At 39.0% G+C, this 22876-nt stretch carries 19 protein-coding genes and 1 tRNA gene; 9 read left to right on the forward strand and 11 right to left on the reverse strand.

Annotated elements, in window-relative coordinates; all coding sequences use genetic code 11:
- Positions 1-65: 65 nt before the first annotated feature.
- The 7 genes from ESB04_RS06125 to ESB04_RS06155 form a co-directional block, all read right to left on the reverse strand.
- Positions 66-1502, reverse strand: coding sequence for an NADP-dependent isocitrate dehydrogenase (locus tag ESB04_RS06125; RefSeq protein ID WP_129026846.1), 1437 nt, complete (start codon positions 1500-1502; stop codon positions 66-68).
- 230 nt (positions 1503-1732) lie between these two features.
- A complete protein-coding gene (locus ESB04_RS06130) occupies positions 1733-3070 on the reverse strand; it encodes a neutral/alkaline non-lysosomal ceramidase N-terminal domain-containing protein (protein WP_129026847.1) in 1338 nt (445 codons plus the stop codon).
- Positions 3067-4350 carry a hypothetical protein gene (locus tag ESB04_RS06135; RefSeq protein ID WP_129026848.1) on the reverse strand — a complete coding sequence of 428 codons (1284 nt, stop codon included), beginning with the start codon at positions 4348-4350 and terminating at the stop codon, positions 3067-3069. The genes ESB04_RS06130 and ESB04_RS06135 overlap by 4 nt, the downstream gene beginning before the upstream one ends.
- Entirely contained in the window at positions 4347-5711 is a 1365-nt protein-coding gene (locus ESB04_RS06140) for a DegT/DnrJ/EryC1/StrS family aminotransferase (protein WP_129026849.1), read from the reverse strand. Before ESB04_RS06140 ends, ESB04_RS06135 begins: the two co-directional genes overlap by 4 nt.
- 420 nt (positions 5712-6131) lie before the next feature.
- Positions 6132-6203, reverse strand: a tRNA-Arg gene (locus ESB04_RS06145).
- Positions 6204-6215: 12 nt separating this feature from the next.
- A complete protein-coding gene (locus ESB04_RS06150) occupies positions 6216-6932 on the reverse strand; it encodes an RluA family pseudouridine synthase (RefSeq protein WP_129026850.1) in 717 nt (238 codons plus the stop codon).
- A gap of 8 nt (positions 6933-6940) precedes the next feature.
- On the reverse strand, positions 6941-8137 hold the full coding sequence (locus ESB04_RS06155) for an anhydro-N-acetylmuramic acid kinase (RefSeq protein ID WP_129026851.1): 1197 nt from the start codon (positions 8135-8137) through the stop codon (positions 6941-6943).
- Between the two features lie 324 nt (positions 8138-8461).
- Here ESB04_RS06155 and lhgO point away from each other — a divergent pair, with 324 nt between their 5' ends.
- From lhgO to ESB04_RS06190, 7 genes are all read left to right on the forward strand, one after another.
- Positions 8462-9664, forward strand: coding sequence for an L-2-hydroxyglutarate oxidase (gene lhgO / locus ESB04_RS06160; RefSeq protein ID WP_129026852.1), 1203 nt, complete (start codon positions 8462-8464; stop codon positions 9662-9664).
- Between the two features lie 78 nt (positions 9665-9742).
- Positions 9743-11497: an ABC transporter ATP-binding protein gene (locus tag ESB04_RS06165; protein ID WP_129026853.1), complete on the forward strand. Its 1755-nt coding sequence runs from the start codon at positions 9743-9745 to the stop codon at positions 11495-11497.
- Positions 11498-11626: 129 nt separating this feature from the next.
- A complete protein-coding gene (gene ilvD, locus ESB04_RS06170; protein ID WP_129026854.1) occupies positions 11627-13303 on the forward strand; it encodes a dihydroxy-acid dehydratase in 1677 nt (558 codons plus the stop codon).
- A gap of 87 nt (positions 13304-13390) precedes the next feature.
- Positions 13391-15133 carry a biosynthetic-type acetolactate synthase large subunit gene (ilvB, locus tag ESB04_RS06175; protein WP_129026855.1) on the forward strand — a complete coding sequence of 581 codons (1743 nt, stop codon included), beginning with the start codon at positions 13391-13393 and terminating at the stop codon, positions 15131-15133.
- Between the two features lie 10 nt (positions 15134-15143).
- The gene (gene ilvN / locus ESB04_RS06180) at positions 15144-15674 is read left to right on the forward strand and encodes an acetolactate synthase small subunit (RefSeq protein ID WP_129027039.1); all 531 of its coding nucleotides are present in this window, start codon (positions 15144-15146) and stop codon (positions 15672-15674) included.
- A 53-nt stretch (positions 15675-15727) separates the two neighbouring features.
- Positions 15728-16771, forward strand: coding sequence for a ketol-acid reductoisomerase (gene ilvC / locus ESB04_RS06185; RefSeq protein WP_129026856.1), 1044 nt, complete (start codon positions 15728-15730; stop codon positions 16769-16771).
- Positions 16772-17237: 466 nt separating this feature from the next.
- Complete coding sequence (locus ESB04_RS06190; RefSeq protein WP_129026857.1) at positions 17238-18377, forward strand: 2-isopropylmalate synthase; 1140 nt, start codon at positions 17238-17240, stop codon at positions 18375-18377.
- Here the strand turns inward: ESB04_RS06190 and ESB04_RS06195 are convergent.
- The gene (locus tag ESB04_RS06195) at positions 18374-19462 is read right to left on the reverse strand and encodes a mechanosensitive ion channel family protein (protein ID WP_129026858.1); all 1089 of its coding nucleotides are present in this window, start codon (positions 19460-19462) and stop codon (positions 18374-18376) included. The genes ESB04_RS06190 and ESB04_RS06195 overlap by 4 nt on opposite strands.
- 227 nt (positions 19463-19689) lie before the next feature.
- Between ESB04_RS06195 and ESB04_RS06200 the strand changes: the two genes are divergently transcribed.
- Together ESB04_RS06200 and lptC are read left to right on the forward strand one after the other, a co-directional pair.
- Complete coding sequence (locus ESB04_RS06200; RefSeq protein WP_205749481.1) at positions 19690-20889, forward strand: hypothetical protein; 1200 nt, start codon at positions 19690-19692, stop codon at positions 20887-20889.
- Between the two features lie 9 nt (positions 20890-20898).
- Positions 20899-21444, forward strand: coding sequence for an LPS export ABC transporter periplasmic protein LptC (gene lptC, locus ESB04_RS06205; RefSeq protein WP_129026860.1), 546 nt, complete (start codon positions 20899-20901; stop codon positions 21442-21444).
- Here the strand turns inward: lptC and ESB04_RS06210 are convergent.
- From ESB04_RS06210 to ESB04_RS06220, 3 genes are read right to left on the reverse strand one after another with little or no spacing between them, the layout of a single operon-like run.
- Complete coding sequence (locus tag ESB04_RS06210) at positions 21441-21872, reverse strand: c-type cytochrome (RefSeq protein ID WP_129026861.1); 432 nt, start codon at positions 21870-21872, stop codon at positions 21441-21443. The two genes, lptC and ESB04_RS06210, sit on opposite strands and share 4 nt — an antisense overlap.
- On the reverse strand, positions 21872-22471 hold the full coding sequence (locus ESB04_RS06215; RefSeq protein WP_235832184.1) for an SCO family protein: 600 nt from the start codon (positions 22469-22471) through the stop codon (positions 21872-21874). Before ESB04_RS06215 ends, ESB04_RS06210 begins: the two co-directional genes overlap by 1 nt.
- Positions 22472-22478: 7 nt before the next feature.
- Positions 22479-22874 carry a hypothetical protein gene (locus ESB04_RS06220; RefSeq protein WP_129026863.1) on the reverse strand — a complete coding sequence of 132 codons (396 nt, stop codon included), beginning with the start codon at positions 22872-22874 and terminating at the stop codon, positions 22479-22481.
- Positions 22875-22876 lie beyond the last annotated feature (2 nt).

Raw genomic sequence — 22876 nt, forward strand, 5'->3', positions numbered from 1 at the left:
CAAGAACTAGACTATTTGTAATTTAGGAAAGCTCTGAAGATTCAAATTTACAAATCAAAAGCTATTTATTGGCCTTGTCCTAAGGAATAGGCTGCTTTACCATTAAAGGAGTATAAGTTTTCCGTTTTAATGACATCAATTTGACTTTCCGTAGCTTTTTGCAATAATTCAATGATGTCTTTTTTGCTGAAAGAACTAGCTGAATTAGGCTTAAAGCGGCATCTCCAATGATCCGTGCAGAAGGTTTCAGGGAATCCATCTGGCCAAACCTTGATTCCCCTATTGGTAATCATACTCAGTTGAACTCCTTGGTTTTCTATTTGTTTAATTTGGGCTGCTAGTGTATCAGCCGAGCTTCCTTCCCAGTGTATAAATAAGTCAACTCCTTCCAAGGTTTTTTCAGCGGCAGGTTTTCTCTTATAGCTTGGTAACTGTAGTGCAGAATTGTGAGCATAAGAAACAGCTTTCAATTGGTCAGGTTTTTTACCCAAGTTCTTAATTACCGCCTGAGCAAACTCTTTAGTACCTACTTTCTGCTTGCTGGTATTTTCATTGTAGATGTCGTAGGTATGAATACCCTCTTCCAATGTTTTCAACCAGGCATTTTGCACTTTTTCAGCAATATCCGTTTGCCCAATGTGGTTTAACATCATGATGGCGCCTTGTAGTAAACCTGAGGGATTGGCTAAGTTTTGTCCAGCTCTTCTTGGAGCCGATCCATGAATGGCTTCAAACATGGCACAAGTCTCTCCAATGTTAGCTGATCCTGCCATACCCACGGATCCTGTAATTTGAGCAGCAACATCGCTAAGTACATCACCATATAAATTGGGCATCACAATGACATCAAATGCCTCAGGAGTATCGGCCATTTTAGCGGCACCGATATCAATGATCCAGTGCTCATTTTCGATTTCTGGATAATCTTTGGCAATTTCATCAAAGACCTGATGAAACAATCCGTCCGTCTGCTTCATTATATTGTCCTTTGTGAAGCAGGTTACTTTTTTTCTATTTTGTTGCTTCGCATATTCGAAAGCATATCTGACAATTTTCTCACAGCCTGGGCGACTGATCAGCTTCAAGCATTGAACCACTTCATCAGTTTGTTGATGTTCAATACCTGCATATAAATCTTCCTCATTTTCTCTTACAATCACAACATCCATGATAGGATGCTTCGTTTTTACGAAGGGGTGAAGACTCATGCAGGGTCTTACATTGGCGTAAAGACCAAGGAATTTACGAGTGGTTACATTGAGGCTTTTATATCCCCCACCTTGGGGAGTAGTAATAGGGGCTTTTAGAAAAATTTTGTTCTTTCGAATGGTTTCCCATGATTCGGGTGCAATTCCCGAGGTGTTACCGGCTAGGTATACTTTTTCGCCGACTTCAATTTCATCAATTTCAATTTGGGCTCCTGCGGCTAGAATGATTTCTAGTGTGGCATCCATGATTTCTGGACCAATTCCGTCACCTTTTGCTACTGTAATTTTAGTCATATTGATTTGATTTAAAATTTGATGACACAAAATTCAGTAATCAAAATCATATTTTTTTATTTATATTTATAATGATATACATAAAATATTTTAATATTAATTATTGATGAATCAAATGAATATTTTTCTTCTGATTGCTAAGAAACGAAGATTTGATGAGTTAGCTACAATGACATTTACTCATAAAAATCGATTTTAGTTCTTATGGTTATTATTTATGTTCCATTTGATCAGTTAATATTTTTAACTATCTGATGAATAGCTTTCATAATTTTTTCTTCTATTCCTGTTTCAAATGGACCTGGCATGCCGTAGTAGATCATGCTGGATTCGGCCTCATATCCACCTTCTTTCAATACCCTTTCTGAGGGAATGTAACACATGACTTCATTGCTATAGCCTGCCACAAAAATGTTTTTATTCGGAAAATCTTCTTTGGTTCGTAAGGAATAATCGACCACGACTTCACCTCCCAGAGCAATGATTCTGAATTCCCTACCTAAGCGAATTCCTTGAACAGGGTAGTTGTAATGATCTGTATTCCAACCTTTATTATAGGCTTCCAGCATTAATTTGGCTCTTCTTTGAATGAATTTATCTGTGCTTTGTAAGTCTTTTTGATAGTCTGCTGCCCGCACTTTTTTGAATCGCAAGTTGATAGTGGTAAAATCAGATTGGATATCATTACTTATTGACTTCATTTCACCTGAAAAAGCTAAATGGATGACTTGTTTGGCTAAGGTATTACCATGTTGTTGTGCCAGTTCCACGGTTCCCCGAGGTTCAGGATTTTGATCACCTGCACATCCTAATATGAAAAATGCAGTAGCATTTGGTATTTGTTTCTCTATATCAATTTGGGCAAAACCCGCATAGTCTCCATTGATCAAATAATTATTTCCTGTTACAGTGGTATTGTGGCAAGCATAACCAAATAATACTGCCTTTATTTCCCCTGAAGCATTTTTGCAAGTAAGTACAGGAACCTCGTGGTCAATGGGGTCAGCCAATAATATGCCATTTTTCCTGGCGGCTAAAGCCCTTCGATTGATGGCAAAGTTAGCCGAGGTTTTACCTATTGCAACCTGCATAGGTACTTGTTGGGCATAAGCATGGCTAATCACCTCCACTAATTTATCAATTAAAACCTGAGTATATTCCGATACAATTTTTTGTTCTTCGTAACTGTAATTTGCAATGACGCTTAAGGATGGCCAAATCATGGGTCCCGAATGGGTATGGGAGGAATTAAACATCAATTGGCGGCGTTCAATTCCAAGCTTTTCTTGTATTTTCTGAGCCACCTCTGTGGACACCTGATGGGATAGGCCCAATAAATCTGTGGTGACAATGATAACTTTTTCTTTCTTGTTTGTCACGACTATCGCCTTCGCCCATAAATCATGCACCACACCTTCTGCAGGCTTATCACGATTGGCATAACCAGTCAAAAATGCCGGTGATTTGGGGGTTATGTTGATTTTAGCAATCCCCACTTGAAAACTTGACTGAGAAAAGCAGGTGCCAATCGTGGCCCAAAAGATGAGCAATAAATGTCTAATTATCATGATTGTATTCTGATCTTGATTAAATCGGTGATTGTTTTTCCATTTCTTTGGATTCTAGCGAGGGTATAGACATTTCCGTTGAGGTCTAATGCTATGGAATTTACATAAAGCGGTCTGTCCCCATTATCATAAAATATGGCTCCATGGTCTTTATAGCTGAGGGTGGAAATATCGAAGGTGACTAGATGTAAGTTTTCTAATCCTTTGGCAGCTCCTTTAGCGATGGATCTTTCTCCTTCTATTCTTTTGCCATTTTCATAGATGGGTCCACCAGTTAAATAATAAATAGTTTTTCCATCAGGGCCCAAGGTAAACCCTAAATATCCATAACTGAATTGGTCAAAAAAGCCTGACTTTTTAGAGGGAAGGGAGGTGATTCGATCGATCAATTCTATGCTTTGCACTTTGGGATCAAACTTGAATAAGTAACCAGAATTGCCATGCACACCATAGGCTAACTTTTCTGGAGCATACCAAAATATTTGTCGCCAATGGTACCCCATGGTTCCTGGCCACTGTGCCTCAAATTTTCCGAAATAATCCAAGCGCATATGAACGTTTGTTAAAGGAGTAATTTTCATTTCTGAGGGATTAACACAGAAAATATCCCCTTCAATGTTCGTAAAATAACAAAAACCTGTATCCTGGTCGACAAATAGTGACCTACATAAGGACCTGAAATCATCGCCTGGAGTTCCTGCCTCACCGTTTCCCGATATGTTGGGTAAATAGCTTAGTTTTTTCTTGTTTACTTCGTAACAGAAAAAATGGCCAGTGGGCCATGTTATACCAAAAATATTTCCTCTACTGGTATCCATGACCATGGTGACCACCCCTTCACCATGGGGGATGGTAGTTAAATCCTCAAATGTTTCCTCTGTTAAATCATACGAAAGGATGTGTCCGCCGGGATATAAATCAAATCCACCAGGCGCTTGTTGAGGCAAGCGATCCATTCCATCAATCAATTGATAATATCCAACATGTGTAGAAAAGTAAAGTTTGTTTTTGTATTCGTAGAAGAGTACATGGCTTTTTCCTTGGGCAATACTTTTTTGACTTGATTCTCCACAAATCACATTTAAGTCTCCCAAAAACTTAATCTCTTCGGTGGTGGGGTCAAAGCGAAACATTTGACCAGCCACATCAAATTTGTCAGATGACAATACGTAATAGATTCGACCATCGCTAGCTAATGAAAGGGCATTGTAAGTATCGTGGGCATCATGGAAGCCTGAATCAAATCGTTGGGCTATTAAGGTAGGATTTGCTTGGTTCATTTTAGCTTTTTCTTAATTTGGTCCGCATGGGCATGAATTCTTTGGATGGCTTGATCGATTAATTCCATGTCATTTTTCGTACCAAGTAGTAAATTTTGAGTAAACCAAACGGCCTCATTGCACAATTGATTGTTCAAAGGGCATTGGTTATTTTCCATGTAGCTAGTATAATTCAGCTCATTGGAAGAATACATTTTTTTGAAATTGCTAGATTCAAAGGTTTGTTTCAAAAATGGCTGGGTATTTAAGGAAGTATATCCGCCAGAGCAGGGTACTCCTTCCGCATCTAAGGCTTGTAAAAATTGTGCTCTGCTGAGGCCTTTGAATGCATTGGGATCATATCGGAAAGGGTATAAATGGTAGGCCGCCCGAGTTACGTCTGGGTAAAGGCGGACGGTGTGTATGCCATCAATCGATTTTAAAAGGGAAGTCAGGTAGTTAGCATTTTCATTTCTTTTGGCTGTTTGTTCTTCCAGTCGACTCAGTTGAGCCAAACCAATGGCAGCTTGATATTCAGAAAACCTTAATTTATTGCCTTGTATTTGACTTCCTGCACTAATAGAGCCTGTGGCTATTCCATAGGGTAAACCTAGATTATGAAAGGAATAACAAGCATCCATGAAGGCTTCATCGTTGCTGATAATGGCCCCACCTTCACCGATGGCAATATTTTTGGAGTTTTGAAAGCTGAAACAGCCTGCTTTCCCGAAGGTTCCCACGTGTTGATGATTGATAGCAGCCAAGGGTGCCTGACAAGCGTCTTCGATGACAATTAATTGATGTTTTTTGGCCACTTCCATGATGCGTGGCATATCGCAGGGAAGTCCCAAAATATGCACAGGCATGATGGCTTTGGTCCTTTGACTAATTTTGGCTTCTATTTTAGTAGGGTCCATTTGGAAGGTCGTAGGGTCAACATCTACGAAAATGGGTATGGCTCCATTGGCCAAAATCGCTTGTATGGTGGCGATGAAAGTGTAGGGTGTAACTATGACTTCATCACCTGCTTGAATTTTGGATTGATTCAGGGCAATAATGAGCGCATTGGTTCCATTGACCACGGTCAGACAACGTTTGGATCCAATTAAATTAGCCCATTTTTCTTCAAATAGACTAACTGTTTTGGCTCTAGACCAAACTCCACTTCGCATGACATCCAACAGGATTTTTTCATCATTTTCTGAATCCCAAATGGGCCATTTGACCCACTGGTTGGGTAAAATCGTCTTTTCTCCACCTAATATTACAGGCTTATTGGAATTTTTGGAAAGTATTAAAAAATTGGATTTGGAGATTATTCCTGCCTGTAAACTAAGGATAGAGGCTTTTTTGATAAAATCTCTTCGATTTGCGTTTTTCATTTTGAGGTATAACAGAAGAGTAAAATAGGTTGATTTTCAAAACCTTGAAGTAGGATTGAATAAATATATAATCTAAAAGTAATTTAAATAAATATTAAAAGATGTTTTTAAATGAAAGTAAGTTGCTGTTGCTGCTTTTCATGAAAAATGATTGTATTGAAATCAGCTCACCCCCAATAAAAAGGGATATCTCTACAAGAAATGTCCTCTTATTTGACTGATTCGTTATTTTGTAGCCCCGGCAGGAATCGAGTCGAACGCGACCCCAGCAGCATCTTGGGTACCGGAAACCTACATGATGCCAAGCATTCATAAAATGGAATCCTATTGGAAGTTCTGCTGCATAAATTCCATTTTCACCCCAATAAAAAAGGACATCTCTTCTTGAAATGTCCCTTGAAGCTGACCATCGTCATGTTGTAGCCCCGGCAGGAATCGAACCTGCATCTTAGGTACCGGAAACCTACATTCTATCCATTGAACTACGGAGCCAAAGGGTCAAAATTACGAAAACTTCTCTAACTGTTTGACAAGCACGGCAAAATCTTTCGGGTAGGGTGCCTCCACCGTGATAGGACTTCCATCTAATAAATTGAAACTTAAACTATGTGCATGTAAGGCCACGCGACGAATCAGGGGTAGCTCTTCTGTTTCTTTTTTTAGGTTAAACTTTTTCTTTAGGTCTGATAAGTATATATCTTGTCCGCCATACAAGGCATCCGCTACAATAGGAGCTTTTAAACAAGCCAAGTGAATGCGGATTTGGTGCATTCTTCCAGTAATGGGCATGCATTCTACCAATGTGAAATGCTTAAATACTTGTAATGTTTGAAACCAAGTTTCCGCATGTTTTCCTTTTGCTCTGTCGATCACCACGATACCATCCTTCAAGGGTAAAATGGGCAAATTGACCAGCATACCATCCCAATCGTGCATTCCTTCTACCACCGCGTGGTAGCGCTTAGCTGTTTCTCGATGCTCAAATTGCATGGAGATATGTCTGTAAGCCTCCGGATGTTTGGCAATCACCAAGGCCCCAGAGGTTTCTTTATCCAGTCGATGGCCTACCTGGGCATCGTCAGAATAGGCTTTGGCCAATCGTAAAATATTGGGAGCAAAAGTGTCTTTGCGCTCATCTAAAGTGGATATCCCTGACGGTTTATTGATGACAAAAAAATCGCTGTTTTCGAAAAGGATAGCGTCCTCTATTTTCCATTTCATAGACAAATTTAGTTCGGTAGGCTAATTTTTCCTAAACTTAACCAGGGAGAATCCCCTAAACGTCTCTCAGAGGAAACATGTTTGTCCATCAAGGTTTCGTTGGCCAATAAGGCAAATAATACCGCTTCTTTTGCTTCGGAAGCTATACCCAAGCTATCACTTTGGCTAACAGTCATGTTTGGATTTATTTTGGCAAGCCTTTCCATTAGTAAGGGATTTCGACTACCTCCACCACTCACAATGAGTTTAAAATGGTTTTCTTTCTGATTCGGAATGTATGTTTGCATGGCCAAACTAATGCATTGAGCTGTCAGTTCGGTCAAGGTTCGTAGGGTATCTACAGGAGTCAATGAGTAATTATTTTCTTTCATGACTTGTTGCAAAAGCTCGAGATTAAAATATTCAGGTCCAGTGCTTTTGGGGAATGGCTCCTGAAAGAAAGGTAAATTCAATAGGGAGTCCAAAAGTGGGATATGCAATATCCCTTGTCGAGCCAAACGGGCATCTTTATCATATTGAAATCCAGGAAAATGTTGCCGAACAAAGGCATCCAATAAGGTGTTTCCTGGGCCAGTATCGGTGACTAAAATATCTTTAGGTTCCTGACTGGCCGACAAATACGTAAAATTACCAATACCGCCTATGTTCAGTAAAATCCGATGTTCTCCCTTTTTTGAAAACAAAAAATAATCTCCATAAACGGCCAAAGGAGCGCCTTCACCTCCGCCTGCCACGTGTTTTTGACGGAAATCGGATAAGGTTATAATTCCCGTCAGATGAGCTATATGATCGCCATCTCCGATTTGCATGGTGGAATGGGGCAATTTTCCCGATCGAATGGGGCGATGCATAACGGTTTGTCCGTGCGATGCTATGGCATCTACATCAGCTGGTTTTACCCCCCAGTGTTGTAAACTATCCAAAATATATTGAGCATGCAAACGTCCTATTTGAGTGTTCAAAGTAGATAAACTTGGAAAGTGAATGTTGTCCTTGGCAAATACTTCTCGGATGGATTGTTTGAATTCCTCGGGATAGGGGATAGTTTGATGTTGAAGTAAATCAATTTGGGTTTGTAAGCCATATCCACTAAACCGGCAAAGTGCCAGATCTAAACCATCTAAGGAGGTACCAGACATGAGTCCTAGAATCAACCTGGATGGTTTTTGGGTTATTTGGTACAAATGAGCTATTTGTGGATTCAATATCTGTGGTGGTTTTGAAATGTTCGCTTTTACCAGTTGTTACTTTTGGGGTTATGTCTTTAGCCCCTTCGACCTTTAGATTTGACAACTTTTTAAAAGTTGTCAAATCTATGGGCTAACTACGGGCTAACTAAGAGCTAACTAATGCCTAACCAAGGGTTAATGTAAGGGTTAATCCTTAGCCTAAAGTTAATTCCCAAGTAAGCGAAGTTATAAAAAATCGGGCTTTATCTTTGATATTTATTATCAGACAAGTGATAATAAATTGATAATTCCACCTCCTCATTCCGTATATTTGTGACATTTTTAAACAATCGGACATTCATGGCATTAGATGTAATTATTGTTGGTGGAGGCATTGTAGGTTTAGCTACAGCTCAGCGATTATTGGAAGCGAAACCTGATTTGCAAATAGCCCTTTTCGAAAAAGAAAATATGGTTTCCCTGCATCAAACGGGAAATAATTCTGGAGTTATTCACTCAGGATTATACTATAAACCAGGTTCTTTAAAAGCCAAAAATTGCATCGAAGGTTATCATCAATTGATTGAATTTTGTGAGAAGGAAGCTATTCCATACGAATTGACAGGTAAAATTGTGGTGGCAAGCACTCATGAACAAAGAGCTCAGTTAGACAATTTATATATCAGGGGGCAGCAAAATGGTCTGGAGGGCTTAAAAAAGCTTTCGTTACCAGAGATGCAAGAATATGAGCCCTATGTGACGGGAGTGGAGGGAATGTGGGTGCCACAAACAGGTATTGTGGACTACCGAGTGGTAGCAGCTAAATTAGCGGAGAAAATTCAACAGGCTGGATGTCAAATTCACTTGAACGAGCGAGTGATTGGAATCACCAAAGGTATTAGTTACTCGATTGTAGAAACTGTTAAAGGGGTATATGAAACCAAATTGGTGATTAATTGTGCTGGTTTATATTCAGATGAAGTGGCACAATTATCCCAAAGAGAGCCATTGGATGTGCGCATTGTGCCATTTAGAGGGGAATATTTTAAGTTGAGAAAAGAAAAAGAGTATTTAGTTAAAAACTTAATTTATCCAGTTCCAGATCCTAATTTCCCATTCTTGGGCGTTCACTTTACTCGCATGATGCGTGGGGGCGTGGAGGCAGGCCCTAATGCCGTATTGGCATTCAAAAAAGAGGGGTACAAGAAATTGGGTGTGGATTTCAAGGAATTATGGAATACGCTGACATGGCCAGGATTCCAAAAAGTAGCTACTAAATATTGGGAAACGGGTTTGGGCGAGATGTACAGAAGCTTTTCTAAGGAGGCTTTCACCAAAGCACTACAAGTCCTAATTCCAGAAATTCAGGAGCAAGATTTAGTGGAAGGAGGAGCAGGAGTGCGTGCTCAAGCCTGCGACCGTAATGGTGGATTATTGGATGATTTTTCTATCATTGAAGATGCCAAAATCATTAATATTTTGAATGCACCAAGTCCAGCGGCGACCTCCTCCTTATCCATTGGTAAGACGGTAGCAAGTATGGCCTTGAATCGATTTTCTTGATATTCATTCTAGTCTTAGGGAACCCTTCTATCACTGAGTGCGTTCAAGATTTTTACCTTAACCATTAGATAAACTAGCATGAAATTATTATTTACTTATTTAAGTCATTACCGTTGGCGGGTAGTGGGTGCTTTGGCATTGGCAGCCACCAACCAGATATTCTCTTTGATGGATCCCTATATTTTTAGGAAAATCATTGATGATGTTGCGGCGGTATACAGGTCCAATACGCATACTATGGACCAATTTGTACAAGCAATTTGGCCTTTGGCTTTGGCATCTGTGGGCGTGGCCTTTGTTTCCAGGGTCGCCAAAAACTTTCAGGATTATGTCATTAATACGGTTACTCAAAAGGTGGGAGCTAACTTGTATTCTGATGGAATCCGTCATTCTTTGGAATTACCTTATGAAACTTTTGAAGACCAGCGCTCTGGAGAAACCTTGGGGAAATTACAAAAGGTACGCACCGATGTAGAAAAGCTAATTACCGTTGGAATAAATATCTTGTTTCAATCTGTGATAGCCTTGGTATTTATTTCCATTTATGCCTTTTCAGTTCATTGGATGGTTTTACCCTTGTTTTTACTTACAGGGCCGCTTATCGCGTATGTTTCATCTGTTCTAAGTAAAAAAATCAAAACGATTCAGATTGAGATTGTCAAAGAATCTACCGCCTTGGCAGGTTCTACTACCGAATCCTTGCGAAACATCGAATTAGTGAAATCCCTCGGTTTGGCAGATCAAGAAATCCGTCATTTGAATGCCACCACAGAAAAAATTCTGCTTTTAGAACTAAAGAAAGTGCGATATGTGCGCTCCATGGCCTTTGTGCAAGGTACATGCGTGAATCTTTTACGTATGTTGATGGTGGTAGTTTTAATCTATTTGATCTATGAAGGTCAAATTACCATTGGCCAATTTTACTCCTTGAATATCTATTCTTTCTTTTTATTCAATCCTCTACAGGAAATCGGGAATGTAGTCAATACTTATCGTGAAGCTGAAGTTTCTTTGCAGAATTTTGAACAAATATTGACAATTCCAATAGAGAAAAAACCTGAAAAGCCTAAAGCCATCAGTTTCATTCAATCTTTGCAATTTGATCAAGTAAGTTTTCAACACCAATCTGCGACCTCAGAAGCATTGAAAAATATCAGTTTTGATGTGAAAGGTGGTGAGACCATTGCTTTTGTTGGTCCTTCTGGTGCAGGAAAGTCTACCTTGGTGAAATTACTGGTAGGTTTGTACCGACCGAAAAAGGGGAAGGTATTTTACAATGGCGAGGAAGGTGAGCAAATTGATTTTGATCAACTGAGGAAAAAAATAGGCTTTGTCACACAGGATACTCAATTATTTTCTGGTTCCATTCGCGAAAACCTATTGTTTGTCAATCCCAATGCTACCGATGCTCAATGCCTGGAAGTACTAGAAAAAGCGGCTTGCCAAACTTTATTGGCCCGAGCCGACAAAGGATTGGATACGCTGATCGGAGAAGGAGGAGTCAAGGTGTCTGGTGGTGAAAAGCAACGACTAAGTATAGCCAGAGCACTTTTGAGAGATCCAAATTTATTGGTTTTTGATGAGGCAACATCAGCATTAGATTCATTAACGGAAGAGGAAATTTCAGAGACCATTCGTGCAATTTCTCAAGAATCTACCCATTTGACTATCCTGATTGCCCACCGTTTATCTACCATCATGCATGCTACCAGAATTTATGTCTTGGAAAAGGGTAAAATTGTGGAACAAGGTTCACATGATGAGCTGATTGAGAGCAAAGGATTGTATTTTGCTATGTGGCGCCAGCAGGTGGGTGAAAATAAAAGCAACTAAAGCTTGTAAGAAACCTTTAAAAAATTTTGCAATTCCTTGATTGCCCATACATTATTTGGGAATCTTTTGTTTCGAACAAATAGGATTGTGTATATTTGTTATTTGAAAAAATTTCAGACTATTAATACTATGTCGTTAAATAAATTCTCTAAAACTCTAACTCAAGAGATTACTAACCCTGCAGCTAAAGCGATGTTGTATGGAATCGGATTAAGTTCTGAGGACATGCAAAAGGCACAAATTGGTATTGCAAGTACAGGTTATGAAGGTAACCCTTGTAATATGCATTTGAATGGCTTGTCGGTCCATGTAAAAAAGGGTATTCAAGAGAATGGTATGGTGGGATTAATTTTTCACACCATAGGTGTTTCTGATGGAATGACCAATGGAAATGATGGTATGAGTTATTCCTTGCCATCTCGTGATATTATCGCAGATTCCATCGAAAATGTCGTGGGAGCTCAGTGGTATGATGGCGTTATAGCGGTAGTAGGTTGTGATAAGAATATGCCAGGAGCCATGATGGCTTTAGCCCGTTTGAATCGTCCGGGTATGCTCGTATATGGAGGAACCATCAAATCTGGCTCTTACAAAGGAGAAAAATTGGATATCGTTTCTGCATTTGAAGCTTTGGGTAAGAAATATGCAGGAAGCATTTCAGATGAAGATTATGAAGGAGTTATTCGTAATTCAATCCCGGGTCCTGGTGCTTGCGGAGGTATGTATACCGCGAATACTATGGCCTCTTCCATGGAAGCCATGGGATTAGTTTTGCCGAATTCTTCATCTTATCCAGCTACCCATGAAGGTAAAAAAGAGGAGTGTTTGGCCATAGGTGCTGCCATGAAAAACTTATTGGAGAAAAATATTTGTCCTAGAGATATCATGACGCGCCATGCCTTTGAAAATGCCATGACGGTAGTAATGGCTTTAGGGGGCTCTACCAATGCGGTTTTACATTATTTGGCCATTGCTCGTTCGGCAGGTATCGAGTTCTCATTAAAAGATATTCAAGATATTTCTGACCGTACACCATTATTAGCTGATTTAAAACCTTCAGGTAAATATTACATGGAAGATGTATTGGCCATCGGTGGTATGCCAGCTATTTTGAAGTATCTGTGGAAGGAAGGTTATTTACATGGGGAATGCATGACTGTTACAGGTAAAACGATGGCAGAAAATTTAGCCGATGCACCCGATTTAAATTTTGATACTCAGAAAATTATTTATCCAATTTCCTCTCCAATTAAGCCAACTGGTCATTTGCAAATTTTATATGGTAACTTAGCTACCGAAGGTGCGGTGGCTAAAATTACAGGTAAAGAAGGAGAGCGATTTGAGGGAACTGCTAAGGTTTGTGAGCGTGAAGAAGAAGTAATGGAGTTTATCTCCAAAGGCGAAATTAAGCCGGGCCATGTAGTGGTAATTCGTAATGAAGGACCAAAGGGTGGACCAGGTATGCCAGAAATGCTTAAGCCAACTTCTGCCTTAATGGGCGCTGGATTAGGAAATAGCGTGGCGATGATTACCGACGGGCGTTTTTCTGGTGGAACTCATGGTTTCGTAGTAGGTCACGTTACTCCTGAGGCACAAGAAGGTGGAAACATTGGGTTAGTGAAGGATGGAGATAAGATTACCATCGATGCGGTAAATAATGAGATTATCCTACACGTGTCCGATGAGGAACTGGCTGAGCGCCGTAAATTATGGAAACCAAGAGTTTCTCCCCATACTTCCGGAGTATTAAGAAAATACATCAAGAATGTATCTTCTGCAAGTTTAGGATGCGTAACTGATTTGTAAAAAATGACAAATTAGATTTTTTTCTATCTACGGATAATATAAATTAGACGAACCATTTAACGAAACAACATAAGACCCTTTAGTATCATGGGAAAAACCCAAGTAGCAACTACTCAACCCACATCAACTCAACCCTCAAATTTTAAAACTGGGGCTCAAGCGGTTATGCAATCGTTGGTTGAGCAGGGGGTGAGTACCATTTTCGGATATCCGGGTGGAGCTATTATGCCTACCTACGATGCTTTATTTGATTACAGAGATCAATTGAAGCATATTTTGGTGCGTCATGAGCAAGGGGCAGGTCATGCTGCTCAAGGCTATGCCCGTATGTTGAATAAGGCGGGAGTATGTTTGGTTACCTCAGGTCCTGGGGCAACTAACCTCATTACACCGATTGCCGATGCGATGTTAGATTCTACACCTATTGTTTGTATCGTAGGACAAGTAAGAGCTAATTTATTGGGTACTGATGCATTTCAGGAATGTGATGTGATAGGTATGTCCATGCCTATAACTAAATGGAATTATCAAATTGTAGATGCGAATGAAATCCCTGAGGTCATGGCAAAGGCATTTTATATTGCCGAGTCAGGCAGACCAGGGCCCGTGTTGATTGAAATTACAAGATCGGCTCAGGTAGAAGTGATGTCGGTTCCTTTTTCTTATAAAAAGTGTGAATCCATTATTTCTTATAAGCCAAGAATTGAGCCAAAAGAGGAACATGTGGAGGCTGCAGCTAAATTGATTAATTCGGCGAAGCGTCCTTATATTTTGGCAGGTCATGGAGTTTTAATAGCCCAAGCCGAGAATGAGTTAAAGGAATTTGTTGAGAAAACAGGAATCCCAGTAGCTACTACTTTATTGGGTATGTCTGCAATGGATGCAGATCATCCTCTTTATGTGGGTTGGCCAGGTATGCACGGAAACTATGGTGCTAATGTGTTGACCAATTCATGTGATGTATTGATTGCTATTGGTATGCGTTTTGATGACCGTATCACGGGTGATTTAAGTACCTATGCCAAACAGGCAAAAGTGATTCATATTGAGGTAGATCCAAGTGAGATTGATAAAAATGTGAAGGCAGATGCCCCTGTGGTGGGAGATGCCAAAGCAGCGCTGAAGGCTTTATTGCCATTGGTTAAAAAGGCAGATCATCATGAGTGGAGAGCCGAGTTTAAGAAATATGATGATGAGGAGTATGAGAAGATTACCAAGAAAGATTTATTCCATGAAGGGAATCAAATCAAAATGGGAGAGGCGGTAGCAATATTGTCAGATAAAACCAAAGGGGAGGCGGTAATTGTAACGGATGTGGGTCAGCATCAGATGATTACGAATCGATATTACCGATTTAAAAAACATAATTCCATCGTGACCAGTGGTGGTGCAGGAACCATGGGTTTCGCCTTACCAGCAGCATTTGGTGCTAAAGTAGGCGTTCCAGATCGTGAAGTGATTGCGATTATTGGAGATGGTGGATTTCAAATGACTTTACAAGAGTTGGGAACCATCGCTCAAAGTGGTTTGCCGGTTAAAATCATTATTTTGAATAATAATTTTCTAGGCATGGTACGCCAATGGCAGTCGATGTTCTTTGATAACCGGTATTCTTTTGTGGAATTACAAAACCCTGATTTTATTACCATTGCCAAAGGGTTTGGTATAGAAGGACATACCGTAAGTGATCGATCACAATTAAGTGATTCTATTGATACGTTGTTAAATTCTGACAAGCCGTATTTATTGGAAATTATTTGTGAAAAAGAAGAGAATGTATTCCCTATGGTACCTGCGGGCGCTTGTGTGACTAAAGTAATGCTTGAGTAGAAATTATATGTTGACAACTTACACTATATCGGTATTTACTACCAACACCATCGGATTGTTGAATCGTATCACGATTATATTCACTCGTAGAAGATTGAATATTGAGTGTTTGACTGTTTCAGAGACCGAGCGTAAAGGCGTATCTCGTTTTACTATTGTCATTCGCAATGATAATCGTGAGAGTGTGGAAAAATTAGTCCGTCAAATTCGTAAAATAACGGATGTACTGGCAGTATTCGGGTATTTGGATGATGAAATTGTATTTAATGAGATAGCGCTATTTAAGATTGCTACTCCATTAGGGGCGGAGCCATTGGATGTGAAAACTATCAATTTAGATTGGAATGCCAAAGTGGTTCATTGGGGATTGGATTATGTGGTGGTGGAAAAGAATGGTTCGGAAGAAGAGATAAATGAATTCTATGCTTATTTGAAGCAATGGGATATTTTGGAATATATTAAATCAGGCCGAGTAGCCGTAGGAAAAACGGAAAAAGGATTGGTAGAATATTTACCAGAAGGCAATTGGGAGATTGTCTAATAGAAGTATAGTAAAATAGATTTGAAAAGATTATAAATTAAACAAAAACGAAAATGGCAAAGATTAATTTCGGTGGGGTTGTTGAAGAGGTAGTAACAAGAGAAGAGTTTCCATTAGAGAAAGCTAGACAAGTACTAGCTGATCAAACAATTGCAGTAATTGGTTATGGAGTTCAAGGTCCGGGTCAAGCATTGAATATGAAAGACAATGGATTGAATGTGATCGTAGGTCAACGTAAAGGAAAAACGTACGACAAAGCAGTAGCTGATGGCTGGGTTCCAGGTGTAAACTTGTTTGAAATTGAAGAAGCACTTCAAAAGGGAACAATTATCTGTTATTTACTTTCAGATGCGGCACAAATTGAAATGTGGCCAACTGTGAAGAAATATCTAACAGCTGGAAAATCTTTGTATTTCTCTCATGGATTTGGAATTACCTACAAGGAAAAAACAGGTATTGTTCCTCCAGCAGATGTAGATGTGTTTTTAGCAGCACCAAAAGGTTCTGGAACATCATTACGTCGTTTATTTGTAGAAGGAAAAGGTTTGAACTCTTCTTTTGCAGTTTACCAAGATGCTTCTGGCAAAGCTCGTGAAAAGTGTATTGCTATGGCGATTGGTGTAGGATCAGGTTATTTATTTGAAACAGATTTCTACAAAGAAGTAACTTCCGACTTAACAGGAGAGCGTGGTACTTTGATGGGTGCTATCCAAGGAATTTTTGCTGCACAGTATGAGGTATTGCGTGAAAATGGACACTCTCCTTCAGAAGCTTTCAACGAGACTGTAGAGGAATTAACTCAATCATTGATGCCTTTAGTAGCTGAAAATGGAATGGATTGGATGTATGCTAACTGTTCTACTACCGCTCAACGTGGAGCATTAGATTGGTGGAGACCTTTCAAAGATGCTACTAAACCAGTATTTGAGAAATTATACAATTCCGTTAAGACACAAGCAGAAGCTGCGCGTTCTATCGATTTGAATTCACAGCCTGATTACCGTGTTAAATTAGAAGCAGAATTAGCAGAGTTACGTGATTCTGAAATGTGGAGAGCAGGTGCTGCGGTACGTAGCCTTCGTCCAGAGCGTAGCTAATAACATTAAGTATAAAAAAAGAGAGGGGGTAATTTGCCCCCTTTTTTTTATGTTCAAAAATGAAAATAACGCTCATTTTTAACGCTGTTAAGGTTTAAAACCTTGACAGCGTAGAGCGTTAAACGATTTTCAAAACATTTTTATTGCCACATTTCAATCAAGTAATTGATAATCCTTTCATTGGACTTCTCATATTTTTTATTCTATCGCCCCATTGCTGTTCGTATATACTCGAATTGTAAAATAAAATTGATTTTATTTAATAAAATTTTATTCTAGACATTCAATAGCAATAAGGCGAATTGTCTAATATTGTTTTCATATTTAGATTATTATTCTTTTTTGTGCTTTTTATTTTAAATTTACGCGATTTTTAATCTAAAAATTGCCAGTTCTTCGATTTAGGTTTTTTGGTTAATAATGTAATTAAAGCTAGTTTTGTGAACTAAATAATCGAAACAAACCTATGAATAATCGTATACAGATATTTGATACTACCTTACGCGATGGGGAACAAGTACCGGGTTGTCAATTAAACCGAGAGGAGAAAATTGAAGTAGCCAAAGAACTTGAGAAGTTGGGGGTAGATATCATTGAAGCTGGTTTCCCTATTTCTTCACCTGGCGACTTTGCCTCGGTAAAGGCTATTGCTGAAGTGATCAAGGACGCGACAGTTTGTGGTTTGACTCGCGCAAAAAAAGAAGATATTGATGCCGCGGCGCAAGCTTTGAAGCCTGCACGTAGACCTAGAATTCATACGGGAATTGGGGCTTCAGATGTACATATTAAGCATAAATTCAATTCAACTAGGGAGAAAATTATTGAGCAGGCCATTTGGGCCGTGCAATATGCTAAATCCTATGTAGAGGATGTTGAGTTTTTTGCAGAAGATGCTGGAAGAGCAGATTTGCCATTTTTAGCTCAATTAACACAGGCAGTGATTCAAGCTGGTGCTACAGTAGTCAATTTGCCAGATACCACTGGATATTTATTGCCCCACCAAATGCATCATAGAATTTCTTATTTGTTTGAGCATGTGGACAATATCCATCAAGCTACAATTTCCATGCATAATCATAATGATCTAGGTTTAGCTACAGCAAATACGATTGCAGGAATTCAGGCAGGTGCCCGACAAGTAGAGGTGACCATTAATGGTATCGGCGAACGTGCCGGAAATACTTCATTAGAAGAAGTAGCCATGATATTGAATGTGCACAAAGACTTAGGCTATACTACGGGTATTAAACCAAAATACTTGTACCCAACTAGTACTTTAGTTTCCAATTTGATGGGTATGCCAGTTCAAGCAAATAAAGCTGTGGTGGGTGCTAATGCCTTCGCTCATTCATCTGGAATCCACCAAGATGGCTTCTTGAAACATGCACAGAATTACGAAATCATGAATCCTGAAGATGTGGGTGTACCTTCTTCTGCTATTTTGTTGACTTCTAGATCAGGACGTGCTGCATTACGCCATCGATTACAGCTTTTAGGATTTGAATTTGAAAAACCCGAGTTGGATAAATTATATACCCGCTTCCTTTTGATGGCAGATGAGCGTAAGATGATCCACGATGAGGATTTAAAAGAATTAGTAGGTTAGTTCATGTTCGGTGCAGTAGCGCTGCTGACTAAAACAATTCCTGCTTCGTGCAAATTTTTTAAAATGCCCAAGTTAATTTCTTGTTTGACACTTTGAAATTTACCAAAATCACTTGTTTGAACGAAATAGGTAATAGAAATATCCAAAGAATAAGTGCCAAAGCCCTCAAAGATTATTTTTGGGGCTTTTTTCTTGCACAGAGGTTCCGCTAAAATGATTTGTTCTATTTCAGGAAGTACTTGCTGAATTTGTTCTGGCTTGCTTTGTAAAGAACAGGAAAGCGTATATTTTGCCCTCCGATAATTTCTCTCACTCATGTTCTCTAACGATTGGGAAGTTAGTAATCGATTGGGAATCATAATTAAATTGCCATCTAATGCCCTTAATCGGGTACTTCTAAACCCAATTTTTTCCACATCTCCAGATATGCTGCCTACTTGTATGCTGTCGCCAACCACAAATGGTAAATCAAGAAATATAGTAAATGAGGCAAATAAATTTTCTAAAGTCTCACGTGCAGCTAATGCTAACGCCAAACCACCTAAGCCCAATCCAGTAATTAGGGCCATAACATCTACTTGAAATACTCGGCCCAACAAGACAAAGCAAGATCCTGCCATAATAAATACCATACCCAAGTCGTTAAGGAATGGTATAAATTGTTGTTTAGATTTTTGTTCTACCCCTTGCCATTTTTGTTGAGCTATCAAAATGATCACCTTTAGCATACGAACTATTAACCACGTAAAGGTGATGATGACGGCAGTTTCAAAAGTTTTTTGTAGCAGAAAAAGTAAGCCAAATTTCTCTACGGGATTGAAATTCCAAACCTTGGGAACATGTAAATATTGAATGCTGAAATATAAAAATACCCAAAAGAGTAAAAGCTCTACTGGCTTTCTAAGTAACTGGATACAATCTTGTACTTGAATAAATTGATTAGGCAAAAAGCGAAAGATGATTTTGGAAAATGAATTGGAGAAGAACCGTCTCAAAGCAAGTCCGATTAGCAGTATGCCCACAAAAAACAATATGTCTTCTGCTGAATTTTCCAATAAATACCAATTAGCCAATGCTTCTCTCATCTGAATTATCAATTTTGCCCCCAAATATAGAGAATAACTTAGTCGAATGTGAAAAAAAAGTACGACCTTTGCAGACTTGCAGGCTAAGCTGTATAGTAAATTATTTTATGATTATTCGTCCATTGATAACTCAAAATTTAACATTTAAAACTAGCCGTGGCTTTTTGATAGCGCTTAGCTTAATTTTTAATGCCCTGTTAAGTTTTTCGAGTAGTGCCCAAACTATTTTGAACTCACCACTTTCCTACATCGGAATGGGTGAATTAGATGAAGGAGGTAGCCCCACCAGTGCCATGATGGGTGGTTTAGGAGTATCTAATTCCAATGGTATTTATACCAATATGCTAAACCCTGCATTACTAGCCAGAAATAGATATACTGTCTTCGAAGTTGGGGTAAAAACTGAATTAAAAGATTTACAAGACACTCGTCAGCGCCAGCAAGTATTCGGTGGAAATTATCATTCATTAAATCTAACCTTGCCTATTTCAAGTCGCTGGACGGCATCCATCGGTTTTAGACCTCATTCATCTGTCGAATATTCTACTCGTTCATTTCGTCGTTTAAATTTATTGGGAGTAGATAGTTTGATATACAGCTATGATGGAAAAGGCGGTGTAACCAAATTAACTTTTAACAATGGTTTTAGGATTGGTAAGGAAATTTATGTGGGTCTTGGCATTGATTATTTATTCGGTACGGTAAATAGAAATGTTTCGACTCAGAATTTATCTGATGGACAGTATTATAAAATTCAATTGGAAAATAGAATTGACTATTCTGATTTCCTTTTCAGAGGAGGTTTAGCTTATCGTAAAAGTTTAAAAAACGATATGTACCTCAATTTCGGAGCTTCCTTTGATTTGAGCTCTTCGCTGAATTCCAAACAGTTGAAGCGTTTTGCCATCATGGATTTGTCGGGTATCAATATGATTAATGCTGATACACTTGAAAAGTCAACCAAATACATTCAAAATTTACCAGTTAGTCAGCATTTTGGAATTAGCCTAGAGAAATTAGCGAATTGGATGGTGGGTATAGATTATGCTAGAACGGATTGGACGCAAGTAGATAATAATTTAGGTCGATCTACCCAATTACCTGTTAGTTCCCGCTGGTCCATAGGTGGTGAATATACTCCTGATTTTGAGTCTGTATCAAATTATTTTAAGCGGGCGACATACCGTGCGGGCTTCAGCTATTCCACTACTCCTTATGACTATTTAGGCAATGGGAAATATGCAGTGGATAAATACGTGAGTTTGGGCCTTGCATTGCCTTTACGTAATTTGTCTTATCTGAATATTGCCTATCAAATCGGTAAAAGAGGAGTCTTAGCTGATAATGGGCTTGAGGAACAATACCAACGAATTACGATCGGTTTAACCTTCAGCGATCTTTGGTTCCAAAAGGTGAAACTCAACTAAACATAAGCTATGCGCAATGGGGTAAATCTCGTTTTGCTGTTTGCCTGTTTATTCCTTTCCTTGTCTTGTCGGGAAGAGAAATCAACCAAAAATTTAATTTATGTAGGTCCCAAGTCAGAATTGACGGACATTGATATGGTCTACTCTGATTCAGCAAGGACTGTCGTTAGAATGGTGACCCCCACTCAGCTTACCCTGTATTCGGAGGATCGCGTGTATCCAAAGGAGGTGAAACTTTGGTTCTATGATAAACTGGGTAATGTTACATCTCAGGTTCGAGGTGATTCAGCTCATTTCTTTAGACAAAACAACTCTTATAAGTTGATGGGCAATGTCCAAATTTTTAATGTACAGCAAGGGGAGACCTTAAAGACCGACGAGTTTACTTGGTTACCTGAAGAGAAAAGAGTCTTCACCGAAAAGCCTGTGCAAATTCGGACAAAAAAGGAAATCATTTATGGGGTGGGAATGGATGCTGCACAAGATTTCACTCACTATTCTTTACGTCACGTAAGTAATTCAGTGTTAACAGTAGAAAGCTTACCTACTGATTAATGGCAATTTTTCAATGCCAATCGGGCACTGTCCAACGGGAAAATTCTTTTGTCATCTCCCCATTTTTCTCTCATATAAGTAATAAGCTCAGCTATGTCCAATGCCTCCAATTTAGTATTGCCCGGCATATAATTTTGATAAACTTTCTGGTTTACAACAATTGTATCCTTTTGCCCATATTTGATGATGCAAGTTAATTGGTAGGCACTTAGTCTTTTCCATACATCGGTTTTTGCCAATGGAGGATACAAGTCCTTTAATCCTGAACCATCTTTTTGGTGACAATTTTCACAATGCCTTTCATATTGTCCCATCCCTTCCACTACATACTGTTCCCTAAGAATTTCTTCCTGACTCTGACAAGCAGAAAAGCATAATAAAAAAGAAAACATTCCAATAATTCCGATGATACATGTTGAGCTTTTCATTATTTTTCTTTCAAAAGTAGTTCTATGTCTTCCATTAAATGGTTGACCTCTTGTTCTTTCGTACCATCATAAATGCCTCTTACATGGCGTTGTTTATCCACTAAAATAAAAGCACCACTGTGCACAAAGCCCCCTGCTTCATTTTTGTCTTCTTGGGTTGTTACCATAAAACTTTTTTGCCCCAGTTCGTAAATTTTAGCTTTTTCTCCGGTCACTAAATTCCATTTGGGGGATTGTATGTGTAGGCGCGAGGCATATGCCTTTAGGACATTTGGACGGTCAAATTCCGGATCTATGCTGAAGGAAAGTAACCCAATTTGGTCTTGATTGGCATATCGTTCGTACAGTCTTAGCATTTGGGTTTTCATTTTTGGACAAATGGTCGGGCAGGAAGTAAAGAAAAAATCAGCTATATAGATTTTTCCCTCGTAGTTTTTATCCGAAATCCAAACCGAATCTTGATTTAAAAATTGGAAGGCAGGTATTTGATGGTAAATAGTATCTACCTTACCCGCTTTTACCACCGTGTCTTTGTGACCTAGAATGGGCAGCGTCCTTTTTTCCTGACAAGCAGCATTGAAGATGATTACTAATAGCAATATCAGCCTAATTTTTATATTGATTGACGGCATGAAGCGTGGAGTCGGTTAAGGTTTCTACAGACTTTAATTTTTTTAATTGATCTTGTAAGTAGCTAAGTTTCGCTTGGAATTCCATCTTAGCCAATGAATCCAAGGAAAACTGGTGCATCCAATGCATCATTTCATTATCCGCTCTATCTAAGGATTGAATAAGTTTTTTTACATGTACAGAGTCTGGTCCTTTGCTTAAACTATCTAAACTTGTTTTGAGTTGGATAATTTGCTCCGTTTTTGGCATGAGATTGTCATGTAAATTCATGACAGAATCGTTTAATTCCTTGATAGCAGTTTCCTCCGATGATTGGCATGATGTGTCTAAGAGTATTAAAGAGGAAAGAAATAGGTGTTTGAAATGTTTCATAT

The sequence above is a fragment of the Aquirufa rosea genome (assembly GCF_004118285.1).
Lineage (GTDB): Bacteria > Bacteroidota > Bacteroidia > Cytophagales > Spirosomataceae > Aquirufa > Aquirufa rosea.